Source organism: Marinobacter salinisoli, assembly GCF_017301335.1.
In the GTDB taxonomy this organism is placed as follows: Bacteria; Pseudomonadota; Gammaproteobacteria; order Pseudomonadales; family Oleiphilaceae; genus Marinobacter; species Marinobacter salinisoli.
In genome coordinates this window covers 2,668,825-2,684,431 of sequence record NZ_CP071247.1, presented here as the reverse complement: position 1 = coordinate 2,684,431, position 15,607 = coordinate 2,668,825, and the positions used below count along the sequence as shown (strand labels likewise).

The following is a 15,607-nucleotide window of genomic DNA, read 5'->3' as shown; positions in this document are numbered from 1 at the left end:
CATGTTGGGAAAAATTAAAGAACAGCCGGCCGTTGGCAAACTGATCGCACAATACGACCAAATGCCCCGCAGGGACCAACAAGCCCTTATGGTGCTGTCGATAGCGATTGTGCTAGGCGTGTTGTATTTCCTGGTGTGGCAGCCGGCTTCGGACTTCCACGATCGCGCTGTCGCCAACCACGAGAACTCGGCTGATTTGCTGGCCTGGATGAAGGCCAACGAAGCCACGATCAAACGCCTGGGAGGCTCGGATGGTGAACAGGGCGAGGGTGCGGTTGCCGTGGCTGACGGACGCGCTCTGATGGCGCTGGTGACCGGGTCTGCGCGCGAGGCCGGGTTATCGTTACAGCGTTTTGAACCGAGTGGGCAAAATAGCATTCGGGTTTGGCTGGAGGATGCCCCCTTTGCGGAGGTGGCGGCCTGGCTGGAGCGCCTGAATACCGGGCATGCAGTTATTGTGGATCAGGCGGCGATGGATCGGTCTGACGAACCCGGACGCGTCTCTGTTCGGCTTACGCTGACAATCTGACCTTGAAGCCGGGGTGAGCCAGTCCTGGTAAGAAAAAAGGGGAAGCGGATGAGCAAGGTGAAAAACGAGAACCAAACGCCAGAGCCTGTTGTTGTTCGCCTGGATGAGACCGCCGCCAATGAGGCCAGGTCCATTCTCTTCCATGCTTACCGCGATGAGCCCACCTTCCAGTATTTGTTCGATCATCGTCGGCCCGGATACGAGCAACGTGTCAGGGCGACGATTCGCGAACTGATTGATCTGTACTTTAGCCTGGACCAGGAAGCCATCGGAATAATGGCCGACGATGTCCTGGTTGCCGTTGCCTTTATCGGTGACCCCGAACTTCGCATGAACCTTGCCGATCAGTTAAGCTGGCGCATCCGAATGGTACTGACAACCGGGTTCGCAGCGACCCGCCGCTACCTGGACTACCATGAAAAAATTCGCGAAATGCTGCCTCAACCCCTGGCCCATCAACTTCCGTTAATGGGCGTTCAACCCAAACATCAAAACCGTGGCTACGGGCGTTTGTTGCTCAAAACCGTTGAAAAGCTGTGCGCGGAGAATCCCAGGGGTAGTGGGATCGTTCTGGATACGGGCAACAGTCGCTACCTGCCGTTCTATGAATCTGAAGGCTTCCGAAGCCTCGGTAAGATTCGCCTGGGCAACTTCGAAGATCACGTCCTGTTCAGGGAAGTGCATCCCGAAACCAAAGAAACGGCAGCACAGCAGGAGAACTAAGTGTCCGCAGTCAACACAGGAGATGCCGTGTCTGATAACCCGCAGTTTGATCTCATCGTAATTGGCGCCGGATCCGGCGGCGTGCGCTTGGCGCGAATGTCAGCCCAGCGTGGTGCGCGTGTGGCGGTGGTTGAGTCCAGGCAACTGGGCGGAACCTGCGTCAACGTCGGATGTGTGCCAAAAAAGCTGTTCGTTTATGGCTCGCACGTGCAGGAAGATATCGAGAATGCGGCGGGCTACGGCTGGCACGTTCCGATGGATAAGGTGGAGTTCGACTGGCCGACGCTGGTGGCGAATAAAAATACGGAGATTGAGCGGCTCAACGGAATCTACGATCGAATGCTCACCAATGCCGGCGTGACTATTATCCACGGCACGGCAAGCCTTAAAGATGCGAATACCGTGGTTGTGGGGGGGCACTCCTACACGACCAGGCACATTACTATTGCCACCGGAAGCTGGCCCGTGGTTCCGGACATTCCCGGTAAGGACTGCATTCTCACGTCCAATGACATGTTCTATCTGCCTCAGCTGCCCAAGCAGGCCGTGGTCTGGGGTGGTGGTTACATCGCGGTAGAGTTTGCCGGAATTCTCGCCGGTCTGGGGGTAGAGACCACATTAATCTACCGTGGTGATCTGTTCTTGCGCGGATTCGACGATGACATTCGGCAGTTTACCAAACAGGAAATCGCCAAGAAGGGTGTTCAGCTTCGCTTCGGTGTCACCATTAATTCGGTTGAAACCAAGGGCACGCACTATCGCTTGAATCTCAGCAATGGCGAAAGTCTGGAAACCGGACTGGTCATGGCGGCTACGGGACGCAAAGCCTTGACCGACGGCATGGGACTGGACGAAGTGGGCGTAAAGCTGGATGCGGCCGGAAACGTCGCCGTGGACGAGCATTTCCAGACTTCGGTACCGGGTATTTACGCGCTGGGGGACGTCATCGGCACCCCCCAGTTGACGCCAGTTGCTTTGGCGCAAGGCATGGTTTTGTCGCGTCGATTGTTCGGAGACGGCCAGGGCGAGATGGATTACAGCGCCATACCCACGGCGGTCTTTTGCCATCCAAATATCGGAACGGTCGGCCTAACCGAAGAAGAGGCCAGACAAGCCGGGCACGAGATCCGGCTGTACCGATCGGAATTTCGCCCCATGAGGCATACGCTGAGTGGTCGGGATGAACGCTCGCTGATGAAACTGGTGGTGGATGATCAGACCGATCGCGTTTTGGGCGCCCATATGGTTGGCCCGGACGCGGGGGAAATCATTCAGGGGCTGGCCGTGGCGATCAAAGCCGGCGCAACCAAGGCCCAGTTTGACTCGACGTTGGGAATTCACCCAACTTCGGCCGAGGAGTTCGTTACCATGCGCGAGCCCGTCGCCTGATCGAAACTGGTTTCTAAAGCCCGAGCCAGTGGTTCTCACACCTCGAACCACTGGCCGAGCACTTCTTCAAGGCGTTCTCTTTTTACTGGCTTGGCCAGGTAGTCGTTCATACCGCTTTTCAGACAGTTCTCCTGGGTTTCCGGAAGCACATCTGCGGTCAGTGCGACGATGGGCGTGCCATGCTGACCGACATCTTTTTCCCACTCCCGAATCTGACGCGTCGCTTCATAACCATCCATCACTGGCATGTGACAGTCCATCAAGATTACGTCGTAACCCGCATGATTACCTTTGATTTTTTCCAAGGCTTCACTGCCATTGCTGGCCGAGTCTGTGTCGAACCCAAGCCGAGAGAGCATGGCTGATGCCACCTTTTGGTTGACCGGATTATCCTCGACCACCAGCGCGTGAATTGAATCACCGTGTGGGGGGCGAACGGCGCGAAGTGGTGGTGCGGTGGCTTGGTCAGCGAGCTCAAAGGGCAACTCAAAGCGGAATGAAGAGCCGCCGTCAGGCTCAGAATCCACCTGGATATGGCCGCCCATCAACTCGATCAACCGCTGGGTAATCGACAAACCGAGTCCAGTCGCCTCATGCTGGCGCGAATGAGACTGATCCACCGGCTCAGCGGAATTGAAGATGTCGGTCAGCCGTTCAGAGGGTAGGCCCGTACCGGAGTCAGTAACGGTACAGCTCAGGATCATGCACTGCTCGCTCTGAAGGGAGGAACTTACCTGAACGTTGACGAATCCATCACTTGTGTACTTGACGGCATTTTCAATCAAACCTGCCAAAACCTGGCGTAGGCGAGGAGCATCCCCCAGAACCTGATCGGTCGCCGGCCAGCTCCCACTAAAGCTCAGATTGAGTGACAAGCCCTGGCCTGCGGCAACGTGACGGTAGGTTGCAACGCAGTTATTGATCACCTTACGAAGGTCAAACGGCTGGTGATCGAGCTTAAGATGGCCACCGTCCATACGAGAGTAATCCAGAATGTCGCCAATAACGGTCAGCAGGTCCTCCGTTGATTGGCGCGCCGTGGACAGGTAGTCAGCCTGACGAGGGGTTAGCGGCTCATCGTCCACCAATTCGAGCATACCCAGTACGCCATTAAGCGGGGTCCGGAGTTCGTGACTCATGGTGGCAAGGAATTCGGACTTGGCCTGATTCGCGTTATCCGTTCGCTGCCGCGCTGCCTCAGACGCTGCCAGAGCAGACTCGTGCTTCTCGCGCAATTCAGCAAGGTGAGAGGCGAGCCGGTTCAGGTTTTCCTCGATTTCAACAACTTCTCCTGAGCTCCCTGAGCGCTGGATGGGGTGTTCGGAATAATCCCGCTGGAGCAGGCGGGCGACGCGTTCCGATAATTGGCGGATGGGTGACAGGATGACGTTGAGATAGTGACTGGCAAGCAGGAGCGTGAACAACAGTAATGCCAGGCCCACGGCAATTGAGGTCCACAGGATGTCCTGTCGCCGGCTCGCGAAGACCTCGGTGTCAACACCGACTTCCACTGTGCCCACACGCAGGGCACCGGCTCCAAAGCCATATTCGGGGGCAAACCAGATCTGCGCATCATCGGAGTTGAGCTCCAGAGGTTGCTGAAGGATTTCCGCCTTGTAAACCTGATACTGGTCGGAGCTGGCCGGCTCTTCGAGCGGGCCATCGGATGCGAAGCCGACCTGCTCTCCAACCACGTCGGTCACCCGAATCCACGCTGCGGCACTGTGTCGGAGCGCCTGGCTGAGCACATTTTCTAGCGCTCGGGTGTTGCCTGAAACGACGGCGTATTCGAGCGCGGGAGAGAGGCTGTCGGCCAATAACTGTCCGTTGGCTGTCACTTCACGTCGGGCGTCCTCAATTCTCGCTGAGGTGAAAAACACGATTAAAACAACAAACATCACTGTCGCTGGCAGTGCTCCCAGGATCAGCAGCTTCCGTGACAAAGAGCCCGGCGTCGACGTGGATCTACTGCTCACTCTGAAGTCCTCCTTCACCCGTCAGGGCATCCTCCACTGACTGGCGGATGTACTCGTTCTCCGGAACCGGAATATTGAGGGAACGGGCCACCTGTTCGTTAACTTCCACCGCATAGGCGTCAGGATAGGCAGGGGCGGGGAAAGCCCCGGTTCTAAAATATTGCTGCAAAAATTGCGCCCCGTGCCTTGCCATTGCAGGGAAGGGGGTATAGCTGGAGGCCAGCGCTCCGGCCCGCACATAGGCTTGGCTGGGGCCTATGACAATGCGGTTGCGTCGGTAGGCGGTCAGCAGAACGTGCTTGATGGTGCGAGGGTTGTAAATTTCCTCTTCCGGGGTGGCAAGCAGAAAATCACCATAAACGAGCGCTCGCACCAGTGAGGGGATCAACTCTTCTTCATTGGCAACAATGAAAACTTTGGCCTTCATCCCGTAGTCTGTGAGTTCATCAACCAGGGGCTCATAGCGAAATACAGAATCCGGTGTGGCCAGAAGCGAAACGGTATTTGCGTGCGGTAAAATTACCTTGCCGGTGAGTGCCTGCCTGAGCAGCGGGACATCAAAATAGATACCCGAAATCTGCCCCGGGGACTGGAATCCATCCAGAAAGCTCTTTTCAACAAGCAGGGCAAGAATCGGTGTTGATCGATTGCCCTGCCGGACTCTGGAAAACGCAGACGGACCCAGCGCCACCACCGGCGCATCGGCAACAGAGGACAGGTTATCATCCGAAATGGGCTGCAGGACGACCGAATCGCCGAGTTCGGCCTGCAGAAGGTCCTGAACATGCTGATCGAGGGCAGGATTGCCGGTTCCCGCGAAGTAGGCGACTCGCTCCGGATCGGCATGTTGTGCGCACAGCCATCCTGGCGCGAGCAAACCCAGCAGGAACATAAGCCAGCCAAGTACAACAGGCCGAGCGTATCGACCGTCTGACTTGGAACTGCTGAATCCTTTGCTACCGTCCCGGGTCACTTGGGTTCCTTGGTAAAAGCCTAGAAGCGAATGCCTGCTTCGATGAAGTACTGATTATGATCCGCGATGATGTTGTCGGGGCTAATCCAGGGCGCCCGCTCCAAATAATGCTGAAGGGTCAGTGCCAGCATGTAACTGTATTTCTGGTGATCCACTTTCCGCGCCAAACGGAAATCCGCCCGTTTGAATCGCGTGTCCCGCACTTCTTCTGCCATATAGAAAGCAGCCGACGACGTCAGCTGAAAGGGGAGCTCCTGAATCCACGCAAAACTACCTGAATGCTGGGCAGACAGACGGCCCAGCAAATCGACAGCCTTACTGAAGAATTGATCCGGAGCACCGGTATACCGACCTTCCTGATCCAGGTAGCCGTAGGTGGCTCTCAGCATCGTGCCGGACAATTGCAGTGCAGCCTCCAGTTCGACCCCTTCCTGCTCCAGTGCAACATTATTGTCCAGGTTCCATTCGTCCGGGCTGATGAAACCGCTGATCATGTCCCGAAGATAGTCGTTGAAATACCTTACTTCAACGCTCATCAGTGCGCGCTCAAAGTGGAATTGCCCAAAATAGCTGACTTCCCGCGACGTTATCTTTTCCTCACTAAGGTCGTTGTTGGGTGATACGGCGGGAATCCGAAGCCCCTCCAGCGATTCGTAGGGTTCCGAGACGTTTCTGAACGTGTATGACCAGTCGGGGTCCTGCTCAAACGCATCGGGGGTGCGAACGGCCCGCGAAAAGACGAAGCGAACGACGTGATCGTCACCGAAGATAAAGTTGGAGGCGACGCGGGGTGAGAAGTAATCCTCACCGGTGGTCGTAGTTTTTTCCCAGTTACCGCCGGCATTGAAGGTCACCCACTCAAATGGCGAGTATTCCGCATTGGCAAATATTCGGCTCTGGTAATTATGGCCCGTGCCATTGAAGAAGGTTTCCGATTCGTACCTGTCTTCCCGATAACCCAGGCCGGATACCAGTTTCAAAGTTGACCCCAGGATCAGTGTATCCTGCAGTTCGAACTCTAGGCGCGACTCCGTGGCATCTTCGTTCAGGTCGGCGAAGAACACTTCCTCGCCAAGAAGGGGTCGCAGGGCCTCCGGAAACTCCTCATCCGCGCTGGAAATCGTCCAGCTTTGCTGGCGTTTCCGGTTCTGGAAACTGGCCTGAAGATGATAGAAATGTGAGCTGGAGGTCGCGCCGTTAAAACGGGCCTGCAGATAATAGTTGTCCTGCTCGATATCAGGGTTGGTGATCGCACCGAAATTTCCGCTTTTCAGGCGATCTTCTTCATTGACGCCACCAAGCACACCGGCGCGCAATTCAAGGTTGCTGAGATTGCTAAAGTTCACAATGCCGTCAAGATTGACATTGTTGATGTCGTAGCCGTCATGAAACGGCAGTCGTTCACCGCCATCCACCTGGCGATCAAAACCCGCGGATTTCCGTTTTTCGTAAGATAATCGCCAGCTGCCATCGCGTCCGGCGTCTCCAACGGAGCTAAAGGCCCTGAGGTGATCGCGGGAACCGGCTGATCCGTAGAGTTCAACGCCTGCTGTATCTTCCGGGGAGCGGGTAATGATGTTGATACTACCCAGAAATGCATTGATTCCGTAGGCAGCGGAGTTTGGCCCCCGGCTTACCTCAATCCGCTCGATGTTCTCGAGCGCTACCGGCATTGCGATCCAGTCCACGTCTGCCAGGCTGGCCCGGTAGGCTGTTCGGCCATCGATCTGAACCTGAAGGCGGCGCTGTTCGTATTGAGAAGTACCGTGATAGCTCGTTACCGGATTGTTACTACCATATTCACCGACCACCATGCCCGGTACAAGACGAAAGACCTCGACCAGGTTCATGATGCCGAGCTGGCGAATCATGTCTCCGGTAATAACCGTCGTGGAGCCGGGCACTTTCAGTTTGGATTGGCGTAAACGGGTTGTGGTCAGAACTTCGGTGGGTGTGGCGAATTCGCCATCAGCCGTAATGAGGCTGGGATAAACGGGTGCCAGTTTGTCATCGGCCCAGACTTGGCTGGATGCGAATCCGATCGCAATAGCCACTGAGAGCGCGGACCGGGAAAAACGAGCAGTTTCTGTTTTTGTTTTGATAGACATTGGATTGGTGATAATTTGCCGTGCCGGAGTCTTGAAATTATTTTCAATATCCCGGATATCCTAAGGAAAGCCAAGACTTTTGTCTTTGCAAATATTGTGAAATTTCATAGTGGTGGGAGAAAAACAGATCCATGACATGCTGGGAGATTCTGGGCATTGAGCCGACCGGTGATCAACAACGCATCCGCGAGGCCTATGAGCAGCAGATGAAGTTCGCCTCTGGAGAGGAAGCCTCGCGGCTGGAAAGCGCTTATCGGGAAGCCTCAGGCCAACCCATGCCTGCAGGGAGTCCGGTGCATGAACGGCCAGAGCAGGCGCGCAACCAAGGTCCGGAAGTATCCGCGACAAGCGGGGGGGATGAGGTGTTGAGCGCAGCGGACGAACAGGTGGTTCGCGAAGTCATCATTCAGGTGAAAGCCTTGCTCAACGACCCGAACAGGGCTCGTGACGCGGCAGTCTGGAAGGCCATTCTGTGTGAGCCCCCAGCCGATCAGACGGCGCTGCGCAGAGCTATTGGCCAGCGGCTCGAATCCCAGCTTCGTCCGTTGGCAGAAAATGGAAACTTTGCCGCGCCGGTTACGGAGTTTATTGGCAATTGGTTTGGCTGGTTCAGCCTGAGAGAAGTTTCCGAAACTCAGGATGCACATCAGGAGGAGCCGACTGACTCCGCGCCTGAACAGACCAAACAGGCACCGCAAATGACCAATTTCTGGCCGGCGGTGATTGGCTGGATCGTGGCACTGGTCGTCCTGACGAGTTTCTTCGGTGGAATGGGGGGCGGGGGTTAACGCCGCTCTGCCGCTACTGACTCTATTTTCTGCCGGTATTTCTGCGCCAGAATCGCCCCTACGATGACCTGAATCTGGTTGTAGCACATGATCGGCAAAACAATCATGCCGAAGCCGGGATGCCCGGAAAACAGTACCTTTGCCATGGGCAACCCCGACGCCAGGCTTTTCTTGGAGCCGCAAAATACCACAGCGGCCTCGTCTTCCAGACTGAAGCCGAAGCGCCGAACCAGAAAGCGTGCCAGCAGCATAAACAACGCAAGCAAGACGACGCAAAGAATCACGGTCAGCCCAATGGCTTGGGCCGGCAATTTGTCCCACAGCCCGCTTTCCACGGAATGAGAGAACGCGGAATAGACAATCAACCAGATAACGCACTGATCGTATCTGGCCATTAAACTTTCATTTCGTGCCAGGTAACCGCCGAGCCAGGGTCGGGCGGCGTGCCCCAGCGCGAACGGCAGAAGCAACTGCAGAACAATATCCTTTAGCGCTTCCGCGACAGAGAAATGTCCGCCTCCGGAGGTGCTGACCAGCAATAACAGCAGAAATGGGGTCAGCATCATGCCAAAAACATTCGACGCCGCCGCGCTGCAGATGGCCGCCGGCACATTGCCTTTCGCCATCGCGGTGTAGGCGATGGAAGACGAAACCGCCGAGGGAAGAACCCCCAGATAAAGGAACCCAACCCCCAGGTCTGCTGGCATCCAGGAAGGAGCGATGGCATTCAGGCTGTTAATAGGCAGAACCGCCAGCGGAAAAAAGACGAAGGTGAGGGTGGTGATCAGTATGTGCAGACGCCAGTGGGTCGCACCGGCAATGATCTGCTCCCGGGAAAGAGCAGCGCCGTGGAAGAAGAACAGCAGCGCCACGGCCAAAGTGCCCCCGGTACTGACCCAGTCGGCGATGCGACCGGTTACCGGTAGAATAGAGGCGAGCACAATGGCGCCCAGCAATAGCAAGGTAAAGCGATCGAGCCGAAGCTTCATTGGTCAGCGTCTCTGCTTCTCAAGACACGCAAGCTGGGATTCAACAGTTTGCCGGCCAACTGCCGGGCTTTGTTTGAATCGCCACGGCGCACCGCAGCCAGCAAAAGCTCGTGATCTTCCTGGGAGGGTTCGGGCAAATCCGGGTCGGTTTCCGTGCGACGAATGGTTTCGGTGATGCCGTCGGCAAAGAAAGTATAAAGCTCCGAAAGCGCCGAGTTGTGAGCGGATTTTACGAGCGCAAGGTGAAACGCTTTATCGTGCCGAACCCGGCGCTCGAGATCATCGACCGCATTCGCGCGGGCGTCGAGCGCGTCGGACATCCGCTGGAGATCTTGCGCGTTCCGGCGTCCAGCCGCCAGAAAAGCCGCTTCTGATTCCAGCATAATACGAACTTCCATCTGATCGGCCAGGGCAGAGGCGGAAATGCGTTTTAACGCATCTCCGCTGTCCTTGGTCGCGCGCACATAGGTGCCATCGCCCTGACGCGTTTCCAGCATGCCACTGTACGCCAGCACCCGTACCGCTTCGCGAACCGTATTCCGGCTCACACCCAGCTTTTCCGCCAGTTCCGATTCAACCGGGAGCCTTTCGCCAATCGGCCATAAGCCAGATTCAATTGCCTGACGGAGGCCGTCAATGGCCGCCTGCACCAGCGAGCCTTTCTTGATTGGTTTCAACATAGCATGATCCCGTTATTGGTCCTCCAATCATCCTATGTTTGAATGCACAGAGCAACAAGCTCCGGCGCCTGCCGCTGCGCTTACTCCTTGAGGCTTAGTTCGTTGGGGCGGTAAAAGCGTAGTCGTCGGGATCGACGCGTCGCGTTTGCCAGCGGTAGGTAAACGTAAACCCGGGCCAGTTCACGGTGTTTTTTCCGCTCGCATCCAGGTACCAGGAGTGACAACCAGACGACCAGACACTGCCCTCAAGGCCACTTTGTATGACCGAGGCGTACTGCTTCTGTTGATGACCCTGTACTTCCATGGCGGTTCCACGCCTGTCGCTCAGCAGCCGGACGGCGTCAAGAATGTAGCGAAACTGAGACTCGAGCATAAAAATGATGGAGTTATGGGCCAGATTGGTATTGGGGCCATACAGCATAAAAAAGTTGGGGAACCCGTTTACAGCGATTCCCTTGAAGGCGGACGCGCCACCCGTCCAGGCCTCATCAAGGGTTACCCCTGAGCGCCCCCTGATGGTGATGGGCGCTAAGAACTCGGACGCTTTGAAGCCCGTTCCATAGATGATGGCGTCAACCGTGTGGTGGGTTCCGCCGCGAGTGACAATGCCGGAGTCGTTTATTCGCTCGATACGCTCAGTAATCAGCGTTACGTTGGGCTGGTTGATGGCGGGGTACCAATCATTGGAGATCAATACCCGTTTACAACCGATCTGGTAATCGGGGATAACATGCTTGAACTTTTCCGGGTCGCTAACGTGCTTTCGGGCTTCTCGCCGAGCCTGCCAGGCAAACACCTCGAGCAACCAGCTGAACTTGGTGAACGCCAGTGCGCGACTTTCGTTTTTCCAGTAAATCAGGCTTCGGTAAAGCCGATCCCAGGCCGGTACAGCTCTAAACAGTTTTTGCTCCCAGGAATGAAATGGCCGGTCTGGCTTGGGGAGCACCCAGGGCGCGGAGCGCTGGAACAGCATCAGGGATTTCACTTTGCCGGCAATCTCCGGAACAAACTGAATCGCACTTGCTCCGGTTCCGATCACCGCGACACGCTTGTCTTTCAGATCATAATCATGATCCCAGCGGGCAGAGTGGAACCGCTGGCCGGCAAATCGTTCCATTCCGGGCAGCGAAGGCCAGGCCGGCCGGTTGAGTTGTCCGGTTGCACTGATCAGGACATCGGCTTCCAGGATTTCGCCGCACGTCAACTCAACGCGCCAACGGTTATGGGATTCGTCAAACGCGGCTTCCGATATCTCGCTGTTGAACTGGAGATGGTTCGAGAGGCCGTATTTGAGTACGCAATGCTTCATGTACCCAAGAATTTCAGCCTGATGGCCGAACTTCCGGCTCCAGTCGTGTTTTGGCTCAAAGGAGTAAGAGTAAAGATGCGACTGCACGTCGCAGGCCGCGCCGGGATAGGTGTTGTCGCGCCAGGTGCCGCCGACATCAGCCGCCTTTTCAAGAATGCGAAAGTTTTCGAAACCTGCTTTTTTGAGGGTGATGGCCATACCGAGGCCGCCGAAACCTGCGCCAATGATCAGGATGGAGGGACTGTTTGAATCGGTGCGATCGGACATGCCTCAGTTCCAATTGTTTTTTGTTGTGGTCTGATGGCACTGAGTATAAAGCACGCCTGTCATGCCGGGGTTGGCAGCGGTGACAGGCGGGTAGGTGAGAGGGGCAATCCGCCAGGCCGGGCGGCCTTAACCCTCAGCGGAATTCAGAAGCTCCGGCTTTTTCAGGGCTTTCTGGAACAGGTCGCGCTCTTCCGCGATCGCCATGGCACAGGCTTCCGCCTGCTCATCACTTAACCCTTCCACTTTCTTACTGAGGAAGACCTGGATTTCCTCGGCCAGTTCCAAAATGCGATCCCGGGCATCCGCCTCGGCTTTGGAAGTGAAAAGCATGGTGTCAGGATGTTTCAGTGCCATATCCAGGCCGTCCCTATCGGAAAAATAGACTGCTTGTACCGCCATGGTTGTTCCTCGCAGTGAGCGAAATGAAGCTGTATAAAAATACAGTATACGGAACAGTCCGGTACTCTGGCAACCGAATATGACCCCGAATCAATAGCGTATGAGCGCAGACCCCCAGGTAAAACCGCCACCAAACGCTTCCAGAAGCAGCACCTGCCCGCGCTTGATGCGGCCATCCCGAACGGCCACATCAAGCGCCAGCGGAATGGAAGCTGCGGAGGTGTTGCCATGCCGATTAACAGTAACCACCACCTGATCCATCGGCATATCCAGCTTTTTGGCGGTGGCGGAAATAATCCTGAGATTGGCCTGATGCGGCACCAGCCAATCGATGTCGGACTTGCTCATCTGGGTGGCCTCAAGAGTTTCGTCCACGATTTTGCCGAGGGTATTCACCGCCACCTTGAACACCTCGTTACCCCTCATTTCCACGAAGGCCTGGCCCGCTTTGACTTGCTCGTAGTGATGGGAAATGCCACAGGGCACTTGAAGCAGGTCCGCGTAGTTGCCATCGGCATGCAGGTGGGTCGACAAGACACCGGCCTCTTCACTGGCTTCCAGAACCACCGCTCCGGCGCCGTCGCCAAACAGGACACAGGTAGTGCGGTCATCCCAGTTAAGAATCCGCGAAAACACTTCAGCACCCACAACCAGAGCTTTTTTACTGCTCCCGGAGCGAATGAATTTTTCGGCGGTGGCCAGCGCGTAGATAAAACCACTGCAGACCGCCTGGACATCAAAGGCAGGGCAACCACCAACACCGAGGCGAGCCTGAAGCAGACAGGCACTGCTCGGGAAGATTTTGTCCGGGGTGGTGGTGGCAACAATAATCAGGTCGAGCTCGCTGGCATCGATACCGGCAGCCTCCAGCGCACGCCGGGACGCAGGCTCCGCCAGATCAACCGTGCTCTGGTCTTCGGCGGCAATATGGCGTTGCTCGATGCCCGTGCGTTCGCGGATCCATTGATCCGTGGTATCTACCCGCCGCTCCAGGTCTTTGTTGGTGACAATGTTTTCCGGCAGGTAAGAGCCTGTTCCGGCAATTCGTGCAAACGTCATTATTGTCTGTCTCATGATCCGAGTGTGTCTTGAGGGCTCATGCTATACCGGTAGTGACGGTGGTGTTATTAGCGGTTTGTCAAAGGCCAGCGAATTACCAACCCTCGTCTATTATGAATAGGCCAGTAGTTCGTCACCCAGGAATCATAAGGAGGGCACATCAATGGGCATTTCCAGCCACGAACTGCAGAAAGAGTTTCCTCAGTACAGCGATCTGATCAGGGAACTGAAAGACAGCAATCCGAAATTTGGTGAAGCACTACAGCGGTATTCAGAGCTGGATCAGGAAATCGAGGGGCTTGAACGGCGGGACTCTCCGATAGGTGACGACAAATTGCATCGTTTGAAGCAGAAAAGGGTTGAGCTGAAGGACGAGCTGTACCAAACACTGGTCCAGAACGGAGGCGCCGTATAAGGGTATTTTTCTACGTGGTTTCAGGTATTTAGTCGCCCGCTTTACAGGCCTAGAATAGCCGCATATTGATTAAGGGAGTTCAAACATTTTGCTTGAGCTTCCGACCAAGCGGCGATTGGAGGTAGAAAGTGAAGCGGGCGACAACTCTGTATAAAGGATGGCGAATGAAGCGTGATTTCGTTCGTATGGTAAGCACCATGGATCGGCATTTGCTGAACGACGTCGGTTTTTCACCCGATGTGATTCACCAGAGACTCTCAACTCCGTTCTGGAAGTTCTGAGTCACTGATCGAGGCCCGGGGTTATTCCCATCATCGGCGGCAATCGAGCCCCGGGCTGGCTATGAGCCCTCCCTTTAACCATCCCTCTGTGTTCAAAGCTTCTTCGGCACCTTTCTGGTAGCAACTGATTTCCATCACGTTTTGATAACTTGGTAGAGGCACGTCATAGCACCATTCGACTCAGGTGCGTCATAATGCCGTGATCAAAGGACGTTCCCCGATCCCAAGGACTGATACGATGAGCTATTCCGGCTTTCGGATTCCCCGCACTCTATTACCACTGCTTACACTCTTCACCATCTCGCTCTCCGCTTGCGCTCCCTTGCCGGGAACCCTCGCAACAGCCGTTGGCACAGGTACGGTGGTAGAGCAAAAAAACAAATACGAATACCAGCACGAGGTCGAGCGCGCGGTCGACCGGTACATCGCCGATCACGCGAACTCTCCTTGCACAAACGGTGAGGACGAAGTCATCGGCTCGGCCGTGGAAATCCTCAAGCGTCACCGCCTCACTGGATACGGCGAAGTGATGGATCGTCTGAACGGCATATACAGCGATCCCACGCAGAAAGAGAGCGTCCGGGCGGCTGCGCTATACAACATGGCCGTTCTGAATTCGCGAAAACTGGAGCCCAATCGCGCACAGGCCCGAGAGTACTTCAAGCAGCTCTACGTCGAATTCCCTGACCAGTATCGCTGCATTTTCGCCGAATCAGAGTGGCGGGACACCATGATCGAGCAGCAACTACTGCTGCCAGGGGAAACGGTGGAGTCGTTTCTGGAAGACGCGAAAAAAGACATCCAGAAACGCCAGGAGGGCACCACCCAGTAACGGGTGATGTTATTTGGGAAACATCAGCACGACACCGAACCGAGCCCCCCAGCCTTCAGGCCCCGAATCCGGGGCCTGCGCGTAATAACGCGGCCCGGCTTGAACCTGCAAGGACTGGCCGCCTACCACCAAGATCTTGCCAATAAAGGCACCGATCGGCACCGTCCAGTCCTTTGTTTTCCAGTTATAAGTGGCCTCAGTATTTATCGTGTAGCTCACGGCTGTCGGGGTGTTGTACGACACGAACGGTTGCAAAAAGGTTTGACTGATGTCCGGGCGGTCGCTGTCGCCGGCCACTGACCAAATATGATTCCCCAGGCTACCCACGGTCCACGGGCCTCGCTGGGTAAGCGCTACACCGGTTGGCCCCACCCCCCACTGATCGGCGCCGAGCAGATCATCGGTGGCTGTCGGGATCAGAAACACCGGGCCCGCACCCAAGATCCATCCCCCGGACGTCGGCTCCACCGGCGAGAAAAACAGGCTCTGAACGGTGTCGCCCAAACCGGTTTGGGAGCCCGACCGGCCAAACACATTATCCTGATCGACCACCGGGAGAATGGTGCGGCTAATCAGATTCCAGTTATCGTTCAGTGCGAAGGGGATTACCGGCTGAATGTTCAGGGTGAATTTGTCACCCCGATCGTCCGGGCCCAGGTTCCGGTCAAAGTTGGCCTGAAACGGAACCGACACCAGACTCGATACCGGATTGGCGAGCGCCTTTGCCAGATCTTGTGCATCTTGGGCGCTGCAAAGCCCGGCCGAGAGTGCCAGTGCAGGAATTACCGCGAGTCGTGAGAGCTTCATTGGCCATGTTTTCCAGTGTGAGTGTCAGGGTATGGGAAGCAGTTTTGCCGCCGGAGCAGGCGGCCTTGGCGGTTGGGCGGAAC

At 56.0% G+C, this 15,607-nt stretch carries 15 protein-coding genes; 6 read left to right on the top strand and 9 right to left on the bottom strand.

Translation table 11 applies throughout. The annotated features are described in order from the left end of the window. The first annotated feature begins 1 nt into the window (after position 1). The 3 genes from gspM to gorA are packed head-to-tail and all read left to right on the top strand — an operon-like array spanning position 2 to position 2,641. A complete protein-coding gene (gene gspM / locus LPB19_RS12195) occupies positions 2-529 on the top strand; it encodes a type II secretion system protein GspM (RefSeq protein WP_206643173.1) in 528 nt (175 codons plus the stop codon). A gap of 48 nt (positions 530-577) precedes the next feature. Then, entirely contained in the window at positions 578-1,252 is a 675-nt protein-coding gene (locus tag LPB19_RS12190; protein WP_206643172.1) for a GNAT family N-acetyltransferase, read from the top strand. Between the two features lie 27 nt (positions 1,253-1,279). Next, positions 1,280-2,641, top strand: a complete 1,362-nt coding sequence (gene gorA / locus LPB19_RS12185; protein WP_206643171.1) for a glutathione-disulfide reductase — start codon at positions 1,280-1,282, stop codon at positions 2,639-2,641. A 35-nt stretch (positions 2,642-2,676) separates the two neighbouring features. On the opposite strand, the gene LPB19_RS12180 is transcribed toward gorA, so the two are convergent. The 3 genes from LPB19_RS12180 to LPB19_RS12170 are packed head-to-tail and all read right to left on the bottom strand — an operon-like array spanning position 2,677 to position 7,644. Then, positions 2,677-4,617, bottom strand: a complete 1,941-nt coding sequence (locus LPB19_RS12180) for a response regulator (protein WP_228289108.1) — start codon at positions 4,615-4,617, stop codon at positions 2,677-2,679. Further along, entirely contained in the window at positions 4,607-5,590 is a 984-nt protein-coding gene (locus tag LPB19_RS12175; RefSeq protein ID WP_206643170.1) for an ABC transporter substrate-binding protein, read from the bottom strand. Before LPB19_RS12175 ends, LPB19_RS12180 begins: the two co-directional genes overlap by 11 nt. A 20-nt stretch (positions 5,591-5,610) precedes the next feature. Next, a complete protein-coding gene (locus LPB19_RS12170; RefSeq protein WP_228289107.1) occupies positions 5,611-7,644 on the bottom strand; it encodes a TonB-dependent receptor plug domain-containing protein in 2,034 nt (677 codons plus the stop codon). A gap of 185 nt (positions 7,645-7,829) precedes the next feature. Between LPB19_RS12170 and LPB19_RS12165 the strand changes: the two genes are divergently transcribed. Continuing rightward, positions 7,830-8,486 (top strand): J domain-containing protein, encoded by a 657-nt coding sequence (locus tag LPB19_RS12165; RefSeq protein ID WP_206643168.1) that lies wholly within the window; start codon positions 7,830-7,832, stop codon positions 8,484-8,486. On the opposite strand, the gene LPB19_RS12160 is transcribed toward LPB19_RS12165, so the two are convergent. The 5 genes from LPB19_RS12160 to LPB19_RS12140 form a co-directional block, all read right to left on the bottom strand. Continuing rightward, positions 8,483-9,475, bottom strand: coding sequence for a bile acid:sodium symporter family protein (locus LPB19_RS12160; RefSeq protein WP_206643167.1), 993 nt, complete (start codon positions 9,473-9,475; stop codon positions 8,483-8,485). The genes LPB19_RS12165 and LPB19_RS12160 overlap by 4 nt on opposite strands. Continuing rightward, positions 9,472-10,155 (bottom strand): FadR/GntR family transcriptional regulator, encoded by a 684-nt coding sequence (locus tag LPB19_RS12155; protein ID WP_206643166.1) that lies wholly within the window; start codon positions 10,153-10,155, stop codon positions 9,472-9,474. The genes LPB19_RS12160 and LPB19_RS12155 overlap by 4 nt, the downstream gene beginning before the upstream one ends. Before the next feature lie 94 nt (positions 10,156-10,249). After that, positions 10,250-11,731, bottom strand: a complete 1,482-nt coding sequence (locus tag LPB19_RS12150; RefSeq protein ID WP_206643165.1) for a flavin-containing monooxygenase — start codon at positions 11,729-11,731, stop codon at positions 10,250-10,252. Between the two features lie 126 nt (positions 11,732-11,857). Next, positions 11,858-12,130 (bottom strand): YebG family protein, encoded by a 273-nt coding sequence (locus tag LPB19_RS12145; protein WP_206643164.1) that lies wholly within the window; start codon positions 12,128-12,130, stop codon positions 11,858-11,860. 90 nt (positions 12,131-12,220) lie between these two features. Continuing rightward, a complete protein-coding gene (locus LPB19_RS12140) occupies positions 12,221-13,189 on the bottom strand; it encodes a beta-ketoacyl-ACP synthase III (protein WP_206643163.1) in 969 nt (322 codons plus the stop codon). Between the two features lie 163 nt (positions 13,190-13,352). Here LPB19_RS12140 and LPB19_RS12135 point away from each other — a divergent pair, with 163 nt between their 5' ends. Further along, on the top strand, positions 13,353-13,604 hold the full coding sequence (locus LPB19_RS12135) for a YdcH family protein (RefSeq protein ID WP_206643162.1): 252 nt from the start codon (positions 13,353-13,355) through the stop codon (positions 13,602-13,604). Positions 13,605-14,123: 519 nt separating this feature from the next. Next, positions 14,124-14,717, top strand: coding sequence for a hypothetical protein (locus LPB19_RS12130; RefSeq protein WP_228289106.1), 594 nt, complete (start codon positions 14,124-14,126; stop codon positions 14,715-14,717). 9 nt (positions 14,718-14,726) lie between these two features. Here the strand turns inward: LPB19_RS12130 and LPB19_RS12125 are convergent, their stop codons facing one another. Next, positions 14,727-15,524, bottom strand: coding sequence for a transporter family protein (locus tag LPB19_RS12125; protein ID WP_206643161.1), 798 nt, complete (start codon positions 15,522-15,524; stop codon positions 14,727-14,729). Between the last annotated feature and the right edge of the window lie 83 nt (positions 15,525-15,607).

Coding starts and splice junctions, on each gene's coding strand:
- LPB19_RS12155 (WP_206643166.1), bottom strand. CDS start 10,155: ATGTTGAAACCAATCAAGAAAGGCTCGCTGGTGCAGGCGGCCATTGAC.
- LPB19_RS12130 (WP_228289106.1), top strand. CDS start 14,124: ATGAGCTATTCCGGCTTTCGGATTCCCCGCACTCTATTACCACTGCTT.
- LPB19_RS12125 (WP_206643161.1), bottom strand. CDS start 15,524: ATGAAGCTCTCACGACTCGCGGTAATTCCTGCACTGGCACTCTCGGCC.
- LPB19_RS12160 (WP_206643167.1), bottom strand. CDS start 9,475: ATGAAGCTTCGGCTCGATCGCTTTACCTTGCTATTGCTGGGCGCCATT.
- LPB19_RS12190 (WP_206643172.1), top strand. CDS start 578: ATGAGCAAGGTGAAAAACGAGAACCAAACGCCAGAGCCTGTTGTTGTT.
- LPB19_RS12140 (WP_206643163.1), bottom strand. CDS start 13,189: ATGACGTTTGCACGAATTGCCGGAACAGGCTCTTACCTGCCGGAAAAC.
- LPB19_RS12150 (WP_206643165.1), bottom strand. CDS start 11,731: ATGTCCGATCGCACCGATTCAAACAGTCCCTCCATCCTGATCATTGGC.
- LPB19_RS12145 (WP_206643164.1), bottom strand. CDS start 12,130: ATGGCGGTACAAGCAGTCTATTTTTCCGATAGGGACGGCCTGGATATG.
- LPB19_RS12165 (WP_206643168.1), top strand. CDS start 7,830: ATGACATGCTGGGAGATTCTGGGCATTGAGCCGACCGGTGATCAACAA.
- LPB19_RS12135 (WP_206643162.1), top strand. CDS start 13,353: ATGGGCATTTCCAGCCACGAACTGCAGAAAGAGTTTCCTCAGTACAGC.
- gspM (WP_206643173.1), top strand. CDS start 2: ATGTTGGGAAAAATTAAAGAACAGCCGGCCGTTGGCAAACTGATCGCA.